Source organism: Streptomyces cylindrosporus (genome assembly GCF_022698165.1).
Classification (GTDB): Bacteria; Actinomycetota; Actinomycetes; order Streptomycetales; family Streptomycetaceae; genus Streptomyces; species Streptomyces cylindrosporus.
This window is the reverse complement of the sequence record NZ_JALDAY010000008.1, coordinates 133,414-150,950: the sequence shown is the minus strand read 5'-3', so window position 1 is coordinate 150,950 and position 17,537 is coordinate 133,414. Positions and strand designations below refer to the sequence as shown.

At 69.9% G+C, this 17,537-nt stretch carries 20 protein-coding genes and 2 tRNA genes; 15 read left to right on the top strand and 7 right to left on the bottom strand.

From position 1 onward, the window contains the following. The first annotated feature begins 70 nt into the window (after nt 1-70). The 4 genes from MQP27_RS26380 (at nt 71) to MQP27_RS26365 (ending at nt 1,475) form a co-directional block, all read left to right on the top strand. A tRNA-Ser gene (locus MQP27_RS26380) sits at nt 71-161 on the top strand. A 187-nt stretch (nt 162-348) separates the two neighbouring features. Then, nucleotides 349-421, top strand: a tRNA-Arg gene (locus MQP27_RS26375). Between the two features lie 117 nt (nt 422-538). Continuing rightward, on the top strand, nt 539-901 hold the full coding sequence (locus tag MQP27_RS26370; RefSeq protein WP_242768187.1) for a hypothetical protein: 363 nt from the start codon (nt 539-541) through the stop codon (nt 899-901). Nucleotides 902-1,250: 349 nt separating this feature from the next. Next, on the top strand, nt 1,251-1,475 hold the full coding sequence (locus MQP27_RS26365) for a cold-shock protein (protein ID WP_242768185.1): 225 nt from the start codon (nt 1,251-1,253) through the stop codon (nt 1,473-1,475). A gap of 66 nt (nt 1,476-1,541) precedes the next feature. Here the strand turns inward: MQP27_RS26365 and MQP27_RS26360 are convergent, their stop codons facing one another. From MQP27_RS26360 to MQP27_RS26350, 3 genes are all read right to left on the bottom strand, one after another. Further along, complete coding sequence (locus tag MQP27_RS26360; RefSeq protein ID WP_242768183.1) at nt 1,542-2,012, bottom strand: hypothetical protein; 471 nt, start codon at nt 2,010-2,012, stop codon at nt 1,542-1,544. 71 nt (nt 2,013-2,083) lie between these two features. Then, on the bottom strand, nt 2,084-2,290 hold the full coding sequence (locus MQP27_RS26355) for a hypothetical protein (protein WP_242768764.1): 207 nt from the start codon (nt 2,288-2,290) through the stop codon (nt 2,084-2,086). Between the two features lie 240 nt (nt 2,291-2,530). Next, a complete protein-coding gene (locus MQP27_RS26350; RefSeq protein WP_242768181.1) occupies nt 2,531-2,971 on the bottom strand; it encodes a VOC family protein in 441 nt (146 codons plus the stop codon). A gap of 192 nt (nt 2,972-3,163) precedes the next feature. On the opposite strand from MQP27_RS26350, the gene MQP27_RS26345 reads away from it, so the two are divergent. Then, on the top strand, nt 3,164-3,460 hold the full coding sequence (locus MQP27_RS26345) for a zinc-ribbon domain-containing protein (protein WP_242768179.1): 297 nt from the start codon (nt 3,164-3,166) through the stop codon (nt 3,458-3,460). A 99-nt stretch (nt 3,461-3,559) separates the two neighbouring features. Here MQP27_RS26345 and MQP27_RS26340 read toward each other — a convergent pair whose 3' ends face one another. Both MQP27_RS26340 and MQP27_RS26335 read right to left on the bottom strand, forming a co-directional pair. Further along, nucleotides 3,560-3,766, bottom strand: coding sequence for a hypothetical protein (locus tag MQP27_RS26340; protein ID WP_242768172.1), 207 nt, complete (start codon nt 3,764-3,766; stop codon nt 3,560-3,562). A gap of 343 nt (nt 3,767-4,109) precedes the next feature. Continuing rightward, complete coding sequence (locus tag MQP27_RS26335) at nt 4,110-4,586, bottom strand: MarR family winged helix-turn-helix transcriptional regulator (RefSeq protein WP_242768170.1); 477 nt, start codon at nt 4,584-4,586, stop codon at nt 4,110-4,112. 108 nt (nt 4,587-4,694) lie between these two features. Between MQP27_RS26335 and MQP27_RS26330 the strand changes: the two genes are divergently transcribed. The 10 genes from MQP27_RS26330 to MQP27_RS26285 all read left to right on the top strand — a co-directional run bounded on the left by MQP27_RS26330 (nt 4,695) and on the right by MQP27_RS26285 (nt 16,117). Then, nucleotides 4,695-5,078: an HGxxPAAW family protein gene (locus MQP27_RS26330; RefSeq protein ID WP_242768143.1), complete on the top strand. Its 384-nt coding sequence runs from the start codon at nt 4,695-4,697 to the stop codon at nt 5,076-5,078. Between the two features lie 59 nt (nt 5,079-5,137). After that, nucleotides 5,138-6,016 (top strand): DUF2797 domain-containing protein, encoded by an 879-nt coding sequence (locus tag MQP27_RS26325; RefSeq protein ID WP_242768141.1) that lies wholly within the window; start codon nt 5,138-5,140, stop codon nt 6,014-6,016. Nucleotides 6,017-6,152: 136 nt separating this feature from the next. Continuing rightward, nucleotides 6,153-6,593 (top strand): antibiotic biosynthesis monooxygenase family protein, encoded by a 441-nt coding sequence (locus tag MQP27_RS26320; RefSeq protein WP_242768134.1) that lies wholly within the window; start codon nt 6,153-6,155, stop codon nt 6,591-6,593. Continuing rightward, nucleotides 6,586-7,461, top strand: coding sequence for an amidohydrolase family protein (locus tag MQP27_RS26315; RefSeq protein ID WP_242768132.1), 876 nt, complete (start codon nt 6,586-6,588; stop codon nt 7,459-7,461). The genes MQP27_RS26320 and MQP27_RS26315 overlap by 8 nt, the downstream gene beginning before the upstream one ends. A 244-nt stretch (nt 7,462-7,705) precedes the next feature. Beyond that, complete coding sequence (locus tag MQP27_RS26310; RefSeq protein WP_278196566.1) at nt 7,706-8,446, top strand: response regulator transcription factor; 741 nt, start codon at nt 7,706-7,708, stop codon at nt 8,444-8,446. After that, nucleotides 8,443-10,059 carry a sensor histidine kinase gene (locus tag MQP27_RS26305; protein WP_242768130.1) on the top strand — a complete coding sequence of 539 codons (1,617 nt, stop codon included), beginning with the start codon at nt 8,443-8,445 and terminating at the stop codon, nt 10,057-10,059. Before MQP27_RS26310 ends, MQP27_RS26305 begins: the two co-directional genes overlap by 4 nt. 14 nt (nt 10,060-10,073) lie before the next feature. Next, nucleotides 10,074-11,600: a bifunctional glycosyltransferase family 2/GtrA family protein gene (locus MQP27_RS26300; RefSeq protein ID WP_242768123.1), complete on the top strand. Its 1,527-nt coding sequence runs from the start codon at nt 10,074-10,076 to the stop codon at nt 11,598-11,600. 2 nt (nt 11,601-11,602) lie between these two features. Further along, nucleotides 11,603-13,861 carry an ArnT family glycosyltransferase gene (locus MQP27_RS26295; protein ID WP_242768121.1) on the top strand — a complete coding sequence of 753 codons (2,259 nt, stop codon included), beginning with the start codon at nt 11,603-11,605 and terminating at the stop codon, nt 13,859-13,861. Nucleotides 13,862-13,918: 57 nt separating this feature from the next. Then, nucleotides 13,919-15,319 carry an MFS transporter gene (locus MQP27_RS26290; RefSeq protein WP_372511317.1) on the top strand — a complete coding sequence of 467 codons (1,401 nt, stop codon included), beginning with the start codon at nt 13,919-13,921 and terminating at the stop codon, nt 15,317-15,319. Between the two features lie 42 nt (nt 15,320-15,361). Continuing rightward, nucleotides 15,362-16,117 carry a TetR/AcrR family transcriptional regulator gene (locus tag MQP27_RS26285; protein WP_242768113.1) on the top strand — a complete coding sequence of 252 codons (756 nt, stop codon included), beginning with the start codon at nt 15,362-15,364 and terminating at the stop codon, nt 16,115-16,117. 70 nt (nt 16,118-16,187) lie between these two features. Here MQP27_RS26285 and MQP27_RS26280 read toward each other — a convergent pair whose 3' ends face one another. Both MQP27_RS26280 and MQP27_RS26275 read right to left on the bottom strand, forming a co-directional pair. Further along, nucleotides 16,188-16,661: a PPOX class F420-dependent oxidoreductase gene (locus MQP27_RS26280; RefSeq protein ID WP_242768111.1), complete on the bottom strand. Its 474-nt coding sequence runs from the start codon at nt 16,659-16,661 to the stop codon at nt 16,188-16,190. A 9-nt stretch (nt 16,662-16,670) separates the two neighbouring features. Beyond that, nucleotides 16,671-17,492, bottom strand: a complete 822-nt coding sequence (locus tag MQP27_RS26275) for a YceI family protein (protein ID WP_242768109.1) — start codon at nt 17,490-17,492, stop codon at nt 16,671-16,673. Between the last annotated feature and the right edge of the window lie 45 nt (nt 17,493-17,537).

The following is a 17,537-nucleotide window of genomic DNA, read 5'->3' as shown; positions in this document are numbered from 1 at the left end:
ATTGGTGACAGCACGCTCGACTGTGTCATCATCTGCACGCACCACTCGCGCTCGCGCGAGCGGCTGTGCTGGAGGCGTCGCCTAGTCCGGTCTATGGCGCCGCACTGCTAATGCGGTTTGGGCCTTAAAGCCCATCGAGGGTTCAAATCCCTCCGCCTCCGCGCTTGATCACCGAAGCCCCGGTCCACCCGACCGGGGCTTCATCGTTCCCAGACCGCCCAGAGGCGCGTTTCCGCAGCTCACAAGGGGTAGACCAAACGGATTTCACATGGCGGCGGCAGTCATGTAATGTTCTTCCTGTCGCCGCGAGCGGCCGAAAGGCCAGGAACCGGCAGAAAAACAAAACAAGCACTCGTAGCTTAACGGATAGAGCATCTGACTACGGATCAGAAGGTTGCAGGTTCGAATCCTGCCGAGTGCACACAAGCCAAAGGCCCCTTGGGATGATCCCAAGGGGCCTTTGACATCAACCGGAGCGCACGAGTTCGGGATGTCTCTTGCCTGCCCGGGTGTCAGACCCTTCCGCCATGCTCTGCCCATGCTGATTGCGACCAACGGTCGGGGCCACACGGTGAAGGGCCCTTCGACGGCGGCGATAGGGACGATGCTCGCCGGCCTGGATCAGGGGGATCACCTGATCCTTGAGCGGCAGGAGGAGGACCGGGAGGGCAACTGGTACGTCCAGGTCTGGTTCCGTGACGAGAACACGTACCAACTGGAGTACCGCGACGGCGTTCCCGCGGAGCACTACCAGACGCAGACGGAGTCGCAGGAGGAGGTCCTTCAAGCGCTCCTCGGCTGGGTGGCCGACAAGCCCGCCTGGCGGGAGGGCTTCACGTGGACCAGCATCGGCCACTGGTTCGCGCCCGGCCCCGAGGATGAGGACGCTCCGACCGCCTAGTAGTACTGCGCGGTTGCTCATGCGATCAGGTCGCCGGGAGCTGGTACGACAGCACGTACGCGTCGGCCGCCATGACCGGAGGTCAGCAGCCGTAGGCACCGCGCCTCCCGCCGCGTGGCCGCGCCGCAACGGGCGACGAACGGTCGCGGCTGTGGGCCCGGTGGCGCGAGATCGACAGGAACCTGGACGCCTACGCGGCGCGGCGGTCGTCCGTGACGGCGGTGGTCGTCCTGGAACCCGGAGCAGCCGAGGTGCCGGACCCGTCGCGGGACAGCTGACCGGCTGACGGCCCCTCCGCGACCGGTGCTCGGTCCACTCGGCACCCGACAGTGCCCGTAAGGTTTCGTTCATGGTGACTGCCGTGGTCCGTGAGTGGCGCGACGAGGAAGGGTGGGGTGTGCTCGACTCGCCCAAGACTCCCGGCGGCTGCTTCGGTCACTACTCCGACATCCAGATGCCCGGGTTCCGCACGCTCTCGCCCGGACAACGGGTCGACCTCACGTGGGAGGCCCCCGGCTTCAAGCAGGACGGGTACGACTACCGCGCGGTGAGCATCGTGCCTCGGCCCGTCTGAGCGACGGCTCGGGCCAACGCGGCAAGCCGGGCCGCCGGACGTCGTACCGGATCCGGTCGGAGGAGATCAGGCGGCCGTTCCGCGCGGAACAGGGTTCGCCGACCAGTGTTCCGCCAGCGCCGGCCACCATTCCGGGTGTTGGTTCACGACCTCGACCAGTGCGGGGCAGGTGTCTCGCATGGCCAGCGCGTAGTTCTCCCAGCCGCCGTAGCCTCGTACTTCGGGGTTGCGTGCCGAGATCACGAGGCCGTACGACAGTATGTCGGCGAGCATGCGGGCCAGGCAGAGGACGTGGATACGGCGGCTTCTGTCCGACGGGATGCCGGCGTTCTCGTAGAAGTGGGCGTGCAGCCAGTGTTCCGCGGCGAGGCACTTCTCGAAGTCCTGTATCCGCTCCATTCCGTTGTAGATGGCGGTCGCTGCGGCGATGCCGTTGTTGATGGCGGTCTGCCGTGTGAGTTCCCGTGTCTGCCATGCCGCGACCAGCAACGAGACCACCACACCTACCGACGCGATCAGCCCGAAGATGTTGGTCACTTGGCCCCCCGCCGCAGATACCGATGCGATGCTCTACCCCTGGCCGGTGATCCAATAACGGCCGGGTGATGTCAGTCGGCCGTCTCCGGGCCCCATCGGTCCGGCGCCACCCCGCGCCAGTCGATCCACGGTGCCCCCGCGATCTCGGCGGGGTCGATCTCCAGGCCCGCTCGGCGGAGGAACTCGGTCAGGTCGGTGATGTTGTGGGCCAGCCCGAGGAGTTCGCCGTCCGCGCGGACGCGTCGGCCGCCGGCGGGGGACGGTGGGTGGACGGTCACGTGTACTGGGCCGGACGTGCCTTCCGGGGCGTACGCGCCGTCCGGGCCGTCCGGGCCGTAGGCGCCCTCCGGGCCGTCCGGGTCGTACGGCCCTCCCGCGCTTCCGCCAGTCATCCGGTGGCCCCTGCTGTTCGGACGGGTGAAGGGAACGGTCGCATGCTTGAATTCAAGCACGTGTTCGATTTGCGCGTCCATTGGTGAGTCGGCCCCGCCCGTGCGGAGGGGGCTGGCCCTCGCCCGTCAGCCGAGTTCCTCGGCGAGGCCGACGACGATGTCCTCCGGGCCGCGGACGTAGCAGAGCCGGAAGATGTTCTCGTACTGCTCCACCGTGCCGACGAGCTCCGCGCCGTGCGGCCGGAGCCGGGCGACGACGTCCTCGATGTCGTCGACGGCGAACATGATGCGGCGGATGCCCAGCGTGTTCGCGGGCGCGTCCCTCGGCTCGGGCCGGATGGGCTTCGGCTGGTGGAACTTCACCAGCTCGATCCGTCCGGGGGCGTTCGGGATCCGCAGCATCGCGACGTCCTGCCGTACGTCGTCGAGCCCGATGATCCGCTCCACCCAGCGGCCCTCGACCGGTCCTGTGCCCTCCAACTCCATGCCGAGTTCCACGAAGAACGCGATCACGGCGTCGAGATCGTCGACCACGATGAGGACGTTGTCCATCCGCTTGATCGCCATGCTGGACCTCCTTCGCACGCAACGGCCGGCTTCTCCGGCCGCACCTGCCTCTGGGACGGAACCGACGAGTCATTCTCGACATGAAGAGCGGCATGCCCTCGTCCGGTAGCGTCCGTCCTCGAAAGGCCCGGAGAGATTCCGGGGACTCGTGCGTTATGAGTGGTAGGCACTGACCCGGGAAGGGCCGATCTCGTGATCATCTTTGGCACCAAGGGATACCTGTACCAGCTCGCGATACTGACGCTGGTGTGCGGCAACTGCGGCAACCCCGCCGCGCACACCCTCAGGAAGCGCGTCACCAAGTTCACGCTGTTCTTCGTGCCGTTGTTCCCCTTGTCCACGAAGTACGCGACGCAGTGCACCTTCTGTGGCGCCGAGCACAAGGTCACGAAGGAGCAGGCCGAGCAGCTCCAGGCCCAGGCCGTCGGTGGCCCCGGTGCGCAGCCGTACGGCCAGCCGCAGCAGCCGTACCAGCACCCTGGGGTCTGAGGGGACGGCATCGAAAAGGCCCCGGGAGATCTGGCGGATCTTCCCCGGGGCCTCTTGCGTCGGCGCTGTGTGGGCAGTTGGAAACGGTCGCGTACGGGATCAAGCCGCCGCCTCCGCCAGGCGGTGGAACGCCTGCGTGGTGTGCGGGTGGGCGAGTTCGTCCAGGAGGTGGCGCCAGTCGGGGTCCGTGGGGGACGGGTGGGCCTGGTCCCAGGCGGTGAGGAGAGGGGCGAGGTCGTTCTCGTGGGGGGCCTTGGGCGCTTCGCCGGTCGTGGTGTTCGGCTTGGTGGGCTGCAGCGGCTTCATCGGGGTTTCCCTTCCAGGAAGTGGTGGAGGCCGGGGCTCGATCGGTTCCTCGGTTCCTCGATGGGTCGATGGGTTCTACGATGCCGTCGGCCGGCCCCTCCCCACCATGAAGCGTCCTACCGGACCGATGGTGGAGCTGGCCGTACCCCCGAGGGGGGCTGCCCTCCCCCTGAGGCTTCCCGGCACGCGCCAGAACTCGCGCGCCGTATCCCCTCCACCATACGTACCTTCGTGCGCGGAACGACGAGGGGTCAGGGGGTTGCGGAGGTGGGTCGGAGGCGTTACGTCGCCCGAGGCGTGCCCGGCGGATACCGGATCTGGGACAACCACGGCCGGCCCCGCCTCACTCCGTCCCGCAGTGCTCCTCCAGATACCCCGCCGCCAACGCGCTCGCGCGCGTGAACCAGTCCGTCAGGACCGCGATCTCCTCGGGGGAGTAGTCGGCGAAGAGGGTCATCAGGCGGGCGTAGTACGGCTCGTAGAGCTCGCGTACGCGGGCCTCCGCCTCCGGTTGTGCCGCCACGCGGACCCGGCGGCGGTCGTTCGGGTCGGGGCGGCGGGTGACGTAACCGGCGCGTTCGAGGCGGTTGAGGATTCCGGTGACCGCGCCGGTCGTGACGTGTGCGCGGGCCGCCAGGTCACCGGCCGTGAGGAGGTTCTCGCCGGCCTCGATGACGTAGGCGAAGCAGGTCAGGTCGGTGACGTTCAGGCCCACCCGCTGGGCCATCTCCTGCTGGCCGATCATGCTGGTCGCGATGAGGTGGTCCATGGCCGACAGCGCCTGGGCCGGTGTCGCGGACGGGCGCGGCTTCGCTTGCATCCGGATTCCCTGATTCCCTTAGCTTGTGAGAGGTTTCTGGGCTAAATTTCTTAGGTGGTGAGAGATTTGGGAGATGGGCCGCGGTTCCCGTGATCTGGAGGCGGACACATGAGTGCACATCAGTATGACGAGGGGCACACGGTCGCCGGGTGGACCGGTTTCGCCGTCGCGACCGTCGGGACGGTGGTGCTGGGGCTGGGCGTGTGTACGGCCTCTGCCGCGATCCTGGCCGGCGGGGTCGGGATCGTGGTGGTGAGCGTCCTCGTCACCTGGGCGCTCCACCTCACGGGCTGGGGCAAGCCGCCGGGCCGGCGGCCGCAGGAGCAGTGGGGGTGGCGGGCGCGGGATCTGACGGCGCGGGAGGGGCATCCCGGGTGCGTGGGGTGTCGACTGGCGGGGCGGCGGGTTCGTACGGCGGAGTCGTACGGCGATCCGGTCGTGGCCGGCAGCCCGGAACCCGCACCCGCCCTCTCCGTCGAAGACAGCCGCTGAACTGCGCGAATGCCCGCCTCTGAGGCCGTTGTCAGTGGCGGCCTCTAGTCTCGGGAGCAATGGCACAGGCATGGAAGTGCTCGGGGCTGCGGTGGGCGGCTGGTGGTCCCGTGCTGCTGTGGGACGGCGGTCGGCGCTCCGCGCTGACCTGGGGGAAACGGGTGGCCTTCGGGGCCGCGGACGGGGGTGTGCGGACGTGTGTGGGAGCGCGCGGGCATGCGTGTCCGGTACGGGCGGTGGTGCCGGGCCGGAGTACGGGGGCGCGGTGCGAGGAGTGTGCGCGGCTGGACCGGGCGCACTCGGTGGCCGCCGACACGATCGCGGACGATCCGCGGCCGTACCACGTATATCTGGCCTGGTTCGGGCCCGGCATGGTCAAGGTCGGGATCACCGCCGAGGAGCGGGGCTCGGCGCGGCTGCTTGAGCAGGGGGCCGTCTGCTTCAGCTGGCTGGGGCTCGGACCGCTGATGGCCGCCCGGCGCACGGAGGAGTTGCTGCGGGCCGCGCTCCGGGTACCGGACCGGATTCCGTACGGCGAGAAGCGGGCCGTGCGGTCCCGGTTGCCGGCGTCGGAGGCGGAGCGGGCGGCCGAGGTGGAGGCGTTGCACGGGCGGGCCGTGGGGCTGGCCGAGTGGCCGGAGTCGCTGACGCGGGAGCCGTGCCAAGTGGTCGATCACGTCGGGGTGTTCGGGCTGGCGGGGCTGCCGGGCGCGGTCGGGGAGGTGGGTGAGCTGGTCGCGGGCGGCTGGGTGAGCGGGGAACTGGTCGCCGCCGCGGGACCGGACCTCCACCTCGCGACCGGCCGCGGGGTCGTCGTGCTCGACACCCGGCTGATGACGGGCTGGGACCTGGTGCCGGCGGCCGGGGGTGAGGCCGGATTCACAGTGCCGGTACGGGAGTTCAGGGAGGCCGCGGGGGTTCAGGACGGGTTGTTCTGACTGCCGCCGGCGGTAGCCAGTGCCCGTACTGCGGGGCTGGTCGTACTGCTGGGCACGGTCAAGAGTTGGATCCCTTCCGGATCCCTTTCGGCAAGGAGGTGGACGTGGGGGCGGAGCGCGGACGATCGTGAAGGACATGAGTGATCACCGGATAGCACCTGTCGGAGTGGCTGTCGATGCGCCAGCCAGTGCGCCGGCCAGTGCGCCAGTCGATGGGCCCGTCGCCGCCCACGAGCCGCCCTACTACGCCGTCGTCTTCACCTCCCTGCGCACCGAGGCAGCGGGAGACATCGACGACGGGTACGACCGGACCGCCGAGCGGCTCGGGGAGTTGGTGAAGGACATCCCGGGGTTCCTGGGAGAGGACTCCGCGCGTACGCCGGGCGGGCTCGGCGTCACCGTCGCCTACTTCCGCGACCTGGCCGGGATCGAGGCGTGGCGTCGGCACGAGGAGCACCGGGCGGCCAAGGCGTACGGGCGTGAGCACTGGTACGAGCGGTACTCGCTGCACATCGCCAGGGTCGAGCACAGCCACGGGTTCGAACGGGCCGTCGGCCGAGGGGTGTCCCATGACTGAGGCCGAGGAGATCCGGCGGTTCTGGGGGCGGCTCGGGCTGCCCGGGCTCGTCGATGTGCACACGCACTTCATGCCGGAGCGGGTGCTGCGCAAGGTCTGGGCGTACTTCGACTCGCTCGGGCCGCTGACCGGTGGGCTGGAGTGGCCGATCACGTATCGGAAGGAGGAGGCGGAACGGGTCGCGCTGATAAGGGAGTTCGGGGTGCGGGGCTTCACCGCCATGCTCTATCCGCACAAGCCGGGGATGGCGCAGTGGCTGAACGGCTGGGCCGTGGAGTTCGCCGCCCGTACGCCCGACTGCCTGCACACCTCGACTCTCTTTCCCGAGCCGGGAGTCGAGGTCTACGTCCGGGAGGCCCTGGAAGCCGGCGCCCGGGTCTTCAAGGCGCATGTGCAGGTGGGTGCGTACGACCCGGCCAGTGAACTCCTCGACCCTGCCTGGGGGTTGCTCGCCGAGGCCGGGGTGCCCGTGGTCATCCACTGCGGGTCCGGGCCCGCGCCCGGCAAGCACACGGGGCCCGAGCCGGTCGCGCGCGTGCTGGCCCGGCACCCCCGGCTGCGGCTCGTGATCGCGCACATGGGGATGACCGAGTACGAGGACTTCCTCGACCTGGCCGAGCGGTTCGGGGAGGTGCGGCTGGACACGACGTCGGCGTTCACCGACTTCTGCGAGCGGTTCGCGCCGTTCCCGCGCCGGGCGCTGCCGCGGCTCGCGGATCTCGGGGACCGGATCCTCCTCGGCACCGACTTCCCGAACATCCCGTACCCGTACATCCATCAGCTCCACGCCCTGGAGCGACTGGGCCTCGGGGACGACTGGCTGCGGGCCGTGTGCCACGACAACGCGGCGAGCCTGTTCGGACTGTGAGGCCCAGTCGCTCCACCTCAGCCCGCCCCACCCCAGCGCGCCCCACGCCCAGCCCCCTCACAGCCACCCTTTACGCCCTGATCACCTTGACCCGCACATGATGTATCCGAGTCCGCAGAAGTGCCTCCTGGTATCGCTGGTCAAGAGATTCCCAAGCGTTCCCTGAGAGGCGCCTGTGCGTTTCTTAGGGAAATCACAGGTTGTCGAAAGGGTGCTCTCAGAGGATCCAGACAGTGTGTCCACCATGACCACGACCTCGCCCCAGGGGCGCACCGAACTGCTGAGGCCGGACGGGAGCCCCGTCCGAGTGCTTGTGGTGGACGACGAGTTGTCGATCACCGAACTCCTCTCCATGGCCCTCCGCTACGAGGGCTGGCAGATCCGGGCCGCCGGAGATGGCACGGGTGCCATCCAGACCGCCCGGGAGTTCCGGCCCGACGCCGTCGTACTCGACATGATGCTGCCGGACATGGACGGCCTGACGGTCCTCGGCCGCCTGCGGCGCGAGCTGCCCGACGTCCCCGTCCTCTTCCTCACCGCCAAGGACGCCGTCGAGGACCGCATCGCGGGCCTGACGGCGGGCGGCGACGACTACGTCACCAAGCCCTTCAGCCTCGAAGAGGTCGTGGCCCGGCTGCGCGGGCTCATCCGCCGTTCCGGTGCCGCCGACCGCCGCTCGGACTCCGTGCTCGTCGTCGGCGACCTGACGCTGGACGAGGACAGCCACGAGGTCAGCCGGGCCGGCGAGTCCATCCACCTCACCGCCACCGAGTTCGAGCTGCTGCGCTTCCTGATGCGCAACCCGCGGCGCGTGCTCAGCAAGGCGCAGATCCTCGACCGGGTCTGGTCCTACGACTTCGGCGGCCAGGCGAACGTGGTCGAGCTCTACATCTCGTATCTGCGCCGGAAGATCGACGCCGGCCGGGAGCCGATGATCCACACCCGGCGTGGCGCCGGCTACCTGATCAAGCCCGCCGCCTCATGAGCGGGCGACGACGACCACGTCCGCAGAAGCGACGGGGACAGCCGCGCACCCTGCGGACGCGGCTCGTCGTCGCATCCGTGGTGCTGATCGCCGTGGTGTGTGCGGTGATCGGCACGGTGACGACGCTGGCGCTGCGGTCGCATCTGTACGACCAGCTCAACGACAAGCTGGGCGAGGTCGCGGCGCGGGTGGCACCGCGGGAATTCGGCGGGCCGAACCAGGGCAAGGATCCCAGCGGGCAGGACAACAACGGCCCGGCGGAGACCACGCTCAGCACGTTCGTCACCAGGGGGCCGCAGAGCGACGGCATGATCGCGGCCAAGATCGTGAACGGCACCATCACCGACGCCCAGCGCGGTGTGAAGGCCGACTCCTCGGACAACTTCGCGATGAGCAACACGTCGCTCACGGACGAGCAGAAGAAGGTGCTCAACACCGTCCCCCAGGACAACAAGATCCACACGGTCGACCTGCCCGGCCTCGGCACCTACCAGGTCACGTACACCAGCAACGACAAGTACTCGTACTACGTCGCCCTCCCCACGACGGAGGTCGACAGCACCATCAACACGCTGATCCTCGTCGAGGTCAGCGTCACCGCCGCCGGTCTCGGGGCCGCCGTCATCGCCGGTTACGTCCTCGTCGGCGTCGCCACCCGCCCCCTGCGCCGCGTCGCCGCCACCGCGACCCGTGTCTCCGAACTGCCCCTGCACACCGGCGAGGTCAACCTCAGCGAGCGGGTCCCGGAGTCCGAGACCGACCCGCACACCGAGGTCGGCCAGGTCGGCGCCGCGCTCAACCGGATGCTGAACCACGTCCACGGCGCCCTGCACGCACGGCAACAGAGCGAGATGCGGGTACGGCAGTTCGTCGCCGACGCCAGCCACGAGCTCAGAACCCCGCTCGCCTCCATCCGCGGGTACGCCGAGCTGACCCGGCGCGGCAGAGAGCAGGTCGGCCCGGACACCCGGCACGCCCTGGGCCGTATCGAGTCCGAGGCGGGGCGGATGACCCTGCTGGTCGAGGATCTCCTCCTCCTCGCCCGGCTGGACGCGGGCCGTCCGCTGCAGTTCGAGCAGACCGACCTCATCCCGCTGGTCGTCGACACCGTCAGCGACACGCGCGCGGCCGGCATGGAGCACAACTGGCGCCTCGACCTGCCCGACGAGCCCGCCCTGGTCTCGGCCGACGCGGCCCGGGTCCAGCAGGTGCTGGTCAACCTGCTCGGCAACGCCCGCAAGCACACCCCACCCGGTACGACCGTCACCGCCCGCGTCCAGCGGCGCGGCCCGTGGATGTGCGTGGACGTCGAGGACAACGGCCCCGGTATCCCGCCGGACCTGCTCCCGCACGTCTTCGAGAGGTTCGCGCGCGGTGACTCGGCGCGCTCCCGGGCGACCGGCTCCACCGGCCTCGGGCTCGCCATCGTGCAGGCCGTCGCGACCGCGCACGGCGGTGCCGTAACCGTGGACAGCGTTCCGGGGTGCACCGTGTTTACCGTGCATTTGCCGGCGCTTGCCCCCGCGATTCCGCAGCCCGCCCCCGAAACGAATTGGCAATCGCACTCACAGGTACAGCACAGTGCCACCACATGGGTGCAACAGGGCACTTGACCAGAGTCGATGCCATGCGAACCGACTCTTCTCCCGGCACCCTGCCGGCGCGGGAGCACCTCCCGGCCGGCGACGCCGGTACGCCTGTCCTGGACGTAGTGATCCCCGTCTACAACGAGGAGAAGGACCTCCAGCCGTGCGTGCTGAGACTGCACGAGCACCTCAAGCGCACGTTCCCGTACGCGTTCCGCATCACGATCGCGGACAACGCGTCGACCGACACCACTCCCCAGGTGGCGGCACGGCTGGAGGCGGAGATCGCCGAGGTCAGCAACTTCCGCCTGGAGCAGAAGGGCCGTGGTCGCGCCCTGCGCACCGTGTGGTCCGCCTCGGACGCCCCGATCCTCGCCTACATGGACGTGGACCTGTCCACCGACCTCAACGCCCTGCTCCCGCTGGTGGCCCCGCTGATCTCGGGCCACTCCGACCTGGCCATCGGCTCGCGGCTCGCCCGCTCCTCGCGCGTGGTGCGCGGACCGAAGCGGGAGTTCATCAGCCGCTCGTACAACCTCATCCTGCGCGGCTCGCTGCAGGCCCGCTTCTCGGACGCGCAGTGCGGGTTCAAGGCGATCCGCCGTGACGTCGCCCAGGTGCTGCTGCCGCTGGTCGAGGACACCGGCTGGTTCTTCGACACCGAGATGCTGGTCATCGCCGAGCGCGCGGGGCTCCGTATCCACGAGGTGCCCGTCGACTGGGTCGACGACCCGAACTCCACCGTCCACATCGTGAAGACGGCGACCGAGGACCTCAAGGGGGTGTGGCGGGTGGGCAAGGCCCTGGCCACCGGCTCGCTGCCGCTGGACCGGATCGCCCGGCCGTTCGGCGACGACCCGCGCGACCGCGAGATCCAGGACGTGCCGAAGGGGCTGGCCCGCCAGCTCGTCGGGTTCTGCGTCATCGGCGGTCTGTCGACCCTCTTCTACCTCCTCCTCTACAGCGGCTTCAGGACCTTCTCCGGCTCGCAGATCGCCAACGCGCTCGCCCTGCTGGTCTCGACGATCGCCAACACGGCGGCCAACCGGCGCCTCACCTTCGGCGTGCGCGGCAGGGGCGGCGCCGTACGGCACCAGGCTCAGGGCCTCGTCGTCTTCGGTATCTGCCTCGCGCTGACCGCCGGTTCGCTCGCCGCCCTCAACGCGGCGACCTCCGACCCCGCGCACTCCACCGAGCTGGCGGTCCTGATCGCCGCCAACCTCGCGGCGACCGTGCTGCGCTTCCTGCTCTTCCGCGCCTGGGTCTTCTCCGACCGCAGGGACGGCGAGCCGTCGACGGTGGTTGCCTCGCACAGCCCCAACCCGTCCTCGCCGACGTACGCGACGACCGCGCCCGCGCACCCGCAGTACCAGCACCAGGACCAGTTCCGGCAGCCGTACAGCCCGCAGCCGCCGCTGCCGCAGCGGCCGGTCGGCCGCCCGAACGGCACGTACCAGAGCCATGAGACGACCCAGTTCCGCGCCGGTGAAGTCGCGGACCGCCGCTGGGAGGACGCCACCATGCATCTGCAGCCGGTGCGCCCGACCGACACCGATCCGAGGGACTGACGATGACCACCCACTACGACCGGACGACCCATCAGGGAGGGTCCGGGCCCGGCCCGTCCTCCTGGGGGCCGTCGCAGACGATCGACTCCCCGGTGCGGGAGCCGGCCCTCCCCGCCGAGCCCCTTCCCGACCAGTCCCTGCCCGCCGAACCCCGGTCCGGTGAGCCCAAGCAGCCCTTCGGGCAGAGACTGTGGCGCGGCCGCCCCGAGGATCCCCGCTGGGCGCGCCCCGCGTTCTGGGGCCTGCTGCTCGCCACAGCGCTGCTGTACTTCTACAACCTGAGCGCGTCCGGCTACGCCAACTCCTTCTACTCGGCGGCCGTCCAGGCCGGCACCAAGAGCTGGAAGGCGATGTTCTTCGGCTCGCTGGACGCGGGCAACGCGATCACCGTCGACAAGCCCTCGGCGTTCATGTGGCCGATGGAGATCGCGGCCAGGATCTTCGGCCTGAACTCCTGGACGATCCTCGGCCCCGAGGTCCTCATGGGCGTCGGCACGGTCGCCGTCGTCTACGCCTCCGTGCGCCGCCGGTTCAGCCCCGGGGCAGGTCTGATCGCGGGTGCGGTACTCGCGCTCACTCCCGTCGCGGCGCTGATGTTCCGGTTCAACAACCCGGACGCGATGCTGGCCCTGCTGATGGCGCTGGCCTGCTACTTCGTCGTACGGGCCGTCGAGGACGGCAAGACCAGGTGGCTGGTGTGGGCGGGCGTGGCGATCGGTTTCGCCTTCCTCGCCAAGACCCTGCAGGCCTTCCTGATCCTGCCGGCGCTGGCCTTCGTCTACGCGGCCGTCGGCCCGCACCGGCTGAGGAAGCGCATCGGACAGCTCGCCCTGGCCACGGTCGCGCTGGTCGTCTCCGGCGGCTGGTGGGTCGCGATCGTCGAGCTGTGGCCCGCCTCCTCCCGCCCCTACATCGGCGGTTCGCAGGACAACAGCTTCCTGTCGCTGACCTTCGGCTACAACGGCCTCGGCCGCCTCAGCGGCGACGAGACCGGCAGCGTCGGCGGCGGTGGCGGCGGTGGCGGCACCGGGCAGTGGGGCGCGACCGGCTGGGACCGGATGTTCAACTCCGAGATCGGCAGCCAGATCTCCTGGCTGATCCCGGCCGCGCTGATCCTGCTCGCCGGCGGCCTGGTGGCGACCCGCAAGCTGAAGCGGACCTCGGTGACCCGGGCGTCGTTCCTGGTCTGGGGCGGCTCGCTGCTGATGACCATGATCGTGTTCAGCTACATGGCGGGCATCTTCCACCAGTACTACACGATCGCCCTCGCCCCCTACATCGCCGCGGTGATCGGCATGGGCGCCGGGCTCCTGTGGGAGAAGCGCGCCGAGCTGTGGGCGTCGATGACCCTCGCCGCCGCCGTCGTCTCGGCCGCGGTCTGGGGTTACGTCCTGCTCAACCGCACCTCCACCTACCTGCCCTGGCTGAAGTACCTGGTCCTGATCGGCGGTCTGGCCGCCGCGCTCGGCCTGATCTTCGCGGGCCGTATCTCGCGTCAACTCGCCCTCGGGGCAGCAGCGGTGGGCCTGGTGGCCGCGCTGGCGGGCCCGGCGGCGTACACGCTGAGCACGGTCAACTCCGCGCACACCGGCTCCATCCCGACGGCCGGTCCGGCCGGCGCGAGCATGATGGGCATGGGCGGCGGTCCCGGCGGCGGTGGCAACCGCGGCGGCTTCGGCGGCGGTATGCCCGGTCAGCAGGGCCAGAACGGCACCGGCGGCACCACCCAGAACGGCAACGGCTTCCCGGGCGGCGGCACGACCGGCAACGGCAACGGCGGCTTCGGCGGCGGAATGCCGGGCCAGCAGAACGGCAACGGCACCACCCAGAACCAGCAGGGCGGCCCGGGTCGGATGGGCGACGGCGGCGGCATGGGCGGCGGCGTCGGCGGCCTGCTGAACGGCGCGACCGTGAGCTCCGAGGCCAAGAAGCTGCTGGAGGCGGACTCCTCGAAGTACACCTGGGTCGCCGCGGCCATCGGCGCCCAGAACGCCGCGAGCTACCAGCTCGCCACCGACCAGTCGGTCATGGCGATCGGCGGCTTCAACGGCACGGACCCGTCCCCGACACTGGCCCAGTTCAAGCAGTACGTGGCGGACGGAAAGATCCACTACTTCATCTCGTCCGGCACGGGCGGCGGCATGGGCGGCAGCAGCAACGGCACGTCCTCGCAGATCACCTCGTGGGTCGAGAAGAACTTCAAGAAGGTGACGGTGGGTTCGTCCACCTTCTACGACCTGACGCAGAAGGCGAGCAGCTAGCAGCCGGCAGCCGGTCGAACGAAACGCGTTGTACACCGTATAGCAGCCAGCTATACGGTGTACGGCATGTCTACGTCCCCTCACGGTCACCCGCGACGCTGGCTGATCCTCGGTGTCATCTGTCTGGCCCAGCTCACCGTGCTGCTCGACAACACCGTCCTGAACGTGGCGATCCCCTCCCTCACCCGGGAGCTGCACGCCGAGACCTCCGACATCCAGTGGATGATCAACGCGTACTCGCTCGTCCAGTCCGGCCTGCTGCTCACGGCGGGCAGCGCGGCCGACCGCTACGGCCGCAAGAAGATGCTGCTGGCCGGACTCGCCCTGTTCGGCATCGGCTCACTGGTCGCCGGATTCGCGGGCTCCACCGGCCAGTTGATCGCCGCGCGGGCCGGCATGGGCGTCGGCGGCGCGCTGCTGCTGACCACCACCCTGGCCGTGGCGATGCAGATCTTCGCGCCCGCGGAGCAGCCGAAGGCGATCGGCGTCTGGGCGGCGGTCAACGCGCTCGGCTTCGCTGCGGGCCCGCTCATCGGCGGCTTCATGCTGAACCACTTCTGGTGGGGCGCGATCTTCCTGATCAACCTGCCGGTGGCGGCGCTGGGCCTGGTGGCGGTGGTGGCCCTGGTCCCGGAATCCAAGAATCCAGCCGGCGACCGCCCGGACGTCCTCGGCGCCCTGCTCTCCACGATCGGCATGGCCTCGCTGGTGTTCGCGATCATCTCCGGCCCGGACCACGGCTGGCTGTCGCCCCGCGTCCTGCTGACGGCGGCGGTCGCCGTGGCCGTCCTCGGCGCCTTCGCGTACTGGGAGAGCCAGATCCCGTGCCCCATGCTCGACCTGAACTTCTTCCGGGACCGCCGTTTCACGGGCGCGGTCACCGGAGCGGTCCTGATCACCTTCGGCATGGGCGGCGCGCTCTTCCTCCTCACCCAGCATCTGCAGTTGGTACTGGGTTACGGCCCCCTGGAGGCGGGTCTGCGTACGGCACCGCTCGCGCTGACCGTGGTCGTCCTGAACTTCTCGGGACTGTCGGCTAAGTGGGCGGCGCGGCTCGGGACGCCGGTGTCGATCGCGCTGGGGATGGTGCTGATGGCGGGCGGGCTGGTGTCGATCGCCGTGTTCGACGCCGGGGGTTACGGCGGGACCCTGCTCGGGCTCCTGCTGATCGGCGGTGGCTGCGCGATCGCCAACCCGGCCATGGCGCACGCCATCATGAGCTCGATCCCGCCGGAGAAGGCGGGGGTCGGGGCCGGGATCAACGGCACCCTGGCCGAGTTCGGGAACGGGCTCGGGGTAGCCGTGCTCGGGGCGGTGCTGAGCTCCTCCGGGGAGCTGGCGGAGGGGCTGAGGGCGGGTCAGCTGGTGGGTGCCGTGGCCGTGTTGCTGGGCGGGTTCGTGGCCGCGGCGTTGCTGCGCCGCGCGCAGCGGGCAGACTCGGAGATGGCTGCGGCCTAGCATCTTGATCAGTGAACCGTGGAAGTCGAGGAAGGTGCGCCAATGGTGAGGGCAGCCGAGCGGGCGGCGCGGACCAGTGTGTGGCTGGAGGGCAAGGTCCGGCGAGGTGGGCGCGGCGGTCAGCCGTCCGGCCTCGACCGTGACCGCATCACCGAGGTCACCGTGCGTCTCCTGGACTCCGAGGGACTCGCCAAGTTCTCCATGCGGCGCCTCGCCGCGGAGCTGAGCGTCACCGCGATGTCCGTCTACTGGTACGTCGACACCAAGGACGACCTCCTCGAACTCGCCCTGGACGCGGCCTACGGCGAGCTGGCCCTCCCCTCCCCGGAGGCCGACGAGGACTGGCGCGACCAACTGCGCACCGTGGCAACGGAGTACCGCGCCCTGCTGGTCCGCCACCCGTGGCTGTCCCCGCTGGCCGGCACGTTCCTGAACATCGGGCCGAACAGCCTCGCCTTCTCCCGGGTCGTCCAGCAGGTCCTCCGCAAGACGGGCCTGCCCGTGCACGGACTGTCCGGCGCCATCTCGGCCGTCTTCCAGTTCGTGTACGGCTTCGGCACGATCGAGGGCCACTTCATCGCGCGCTGCGCCACGGCGGGCATGTCCCAGGACGAGTACTTCCAGCACGCGATGAGCGCGGTGACCCAGGCCCCCGAGGCCGCCGCGATCATCGAGGAGAACGCCGACATCATGGCGGCCCGAGGGGGCGACACGGTGGAGGAGATGCGCGAACGGGACTTCAGGTTCGCCCTGGACCTACTGGTGGCTGGAATCGAGGCTATGGTGCAACGCCCTTAAGGGGCGCGGGGAACTGCGCGACCAGCCACACCGAACCCGCACTCGCCCGACCACCGATGGCCTCGAGCTCCTAGGCGTCCGGCGAAGCCAGCCGGGCCGGAAAGCCCCCGGTAGCCACCGGCCCCCACTTAACCGGCGTGACCCGGATGATCGACTTCCCCTGCTTCACCATCGCCTCCCGGTACTCGTCCCAGTCCGGATGCTCCCCCGAGATGTTCCGGAAGTACTCCACCAGCGGCTCCACGGACTCCGGCGAGTCGATGACCTCGGCCGTCCCGTCCACCTGGACCCACGGCCCGTTCCACTCGTCGCTCAGCACGACGACGCTGACCCGCTCGTCCCGCTTCGCGTTCCGCGTCTTCGCCCGGTCGGGATACGTCGAGACGACGATCCGCCCCGAGTCGTCGACCCCGCAGGTCAGCGGCGAGGCCTGCGGGCTGCCGTCGGCCCGTCGCGTCAGCAGGATCGCCCGGTGCCGCGGCCGTACGAAGTCCAGCAACTCTTCAAGGGAGACAGTCGTGTTCGTAGCGATGTTGGGTGCCATGCCCTCAGCCTAGGCCTGGGGCAGCGACTCCCCCTGCACCGCCTGAATGTCGAGTTCCACCCTGAGCGTCGTACCGATCGCCGCGATCCCCGCCTGCACCACCTGGTTGTAGTTCATGGCGAAGTCCTCCCGCCGCAGCTCGGTCGTGGCGCGGAAGGCCGCCCGCGTCCCGCCCCACGGGTCGGACCCCGTCCCCAGGTACGCCAGGTCCAGGTCCACCGGCCGCACCACCCCGTGCAGCGTCAGCTCCCCGTGCACGGTCCACCGGTCGGCCCCCGCCGCCGTAAGACCGCTCGACCGGTACGTGATCCGCGGGAACCGCTCCACGTCCAGGAAGTCCGCCGACCGCAGATGCTGGTCCCGCATCCCGTTCCCCGTGTCGATGGACTCCGCCCGGATCACCGCCTCCACCCGCGACTTCTCCACCTCGTCCGGCGCGATCTCGATCCGCCCCGCGAAGTCGGTGAAACGCCCGCGCACACTGGAGATCCCCAGGTGCTGGGCCACCGCCGCCACGCTCGAGTGCGCCGGGTCGACGGTCCACGGTCCCGGCGGCGGCAGCTCCGTACCGCCCTGCCGGGCCAGCGTGACGTTCCCCAGTTCGGCCCGCCCGCTCGCGGTGACGATCGCCGTGGAGGCGGCCGGCGCGTACCCGACGGCGGTGACGATGACGACGTACGGCCCGGGCGTCAGCGAGGTCGTGTCCCGCACGGCCCCCTCGGCGTCCGCCTCGGCCCGCAGCACCTGCGTGCCGCTCATGTCGGTCACCGTGACGACCGCGTGCGACACGGCCCATCCGTCCCTGGTACGGATCTTCGCGGTCAGTCCCATCCCGTTCTCTCCCTGCGGTGCTGCGATGGTCGTGAAAAGAACCGG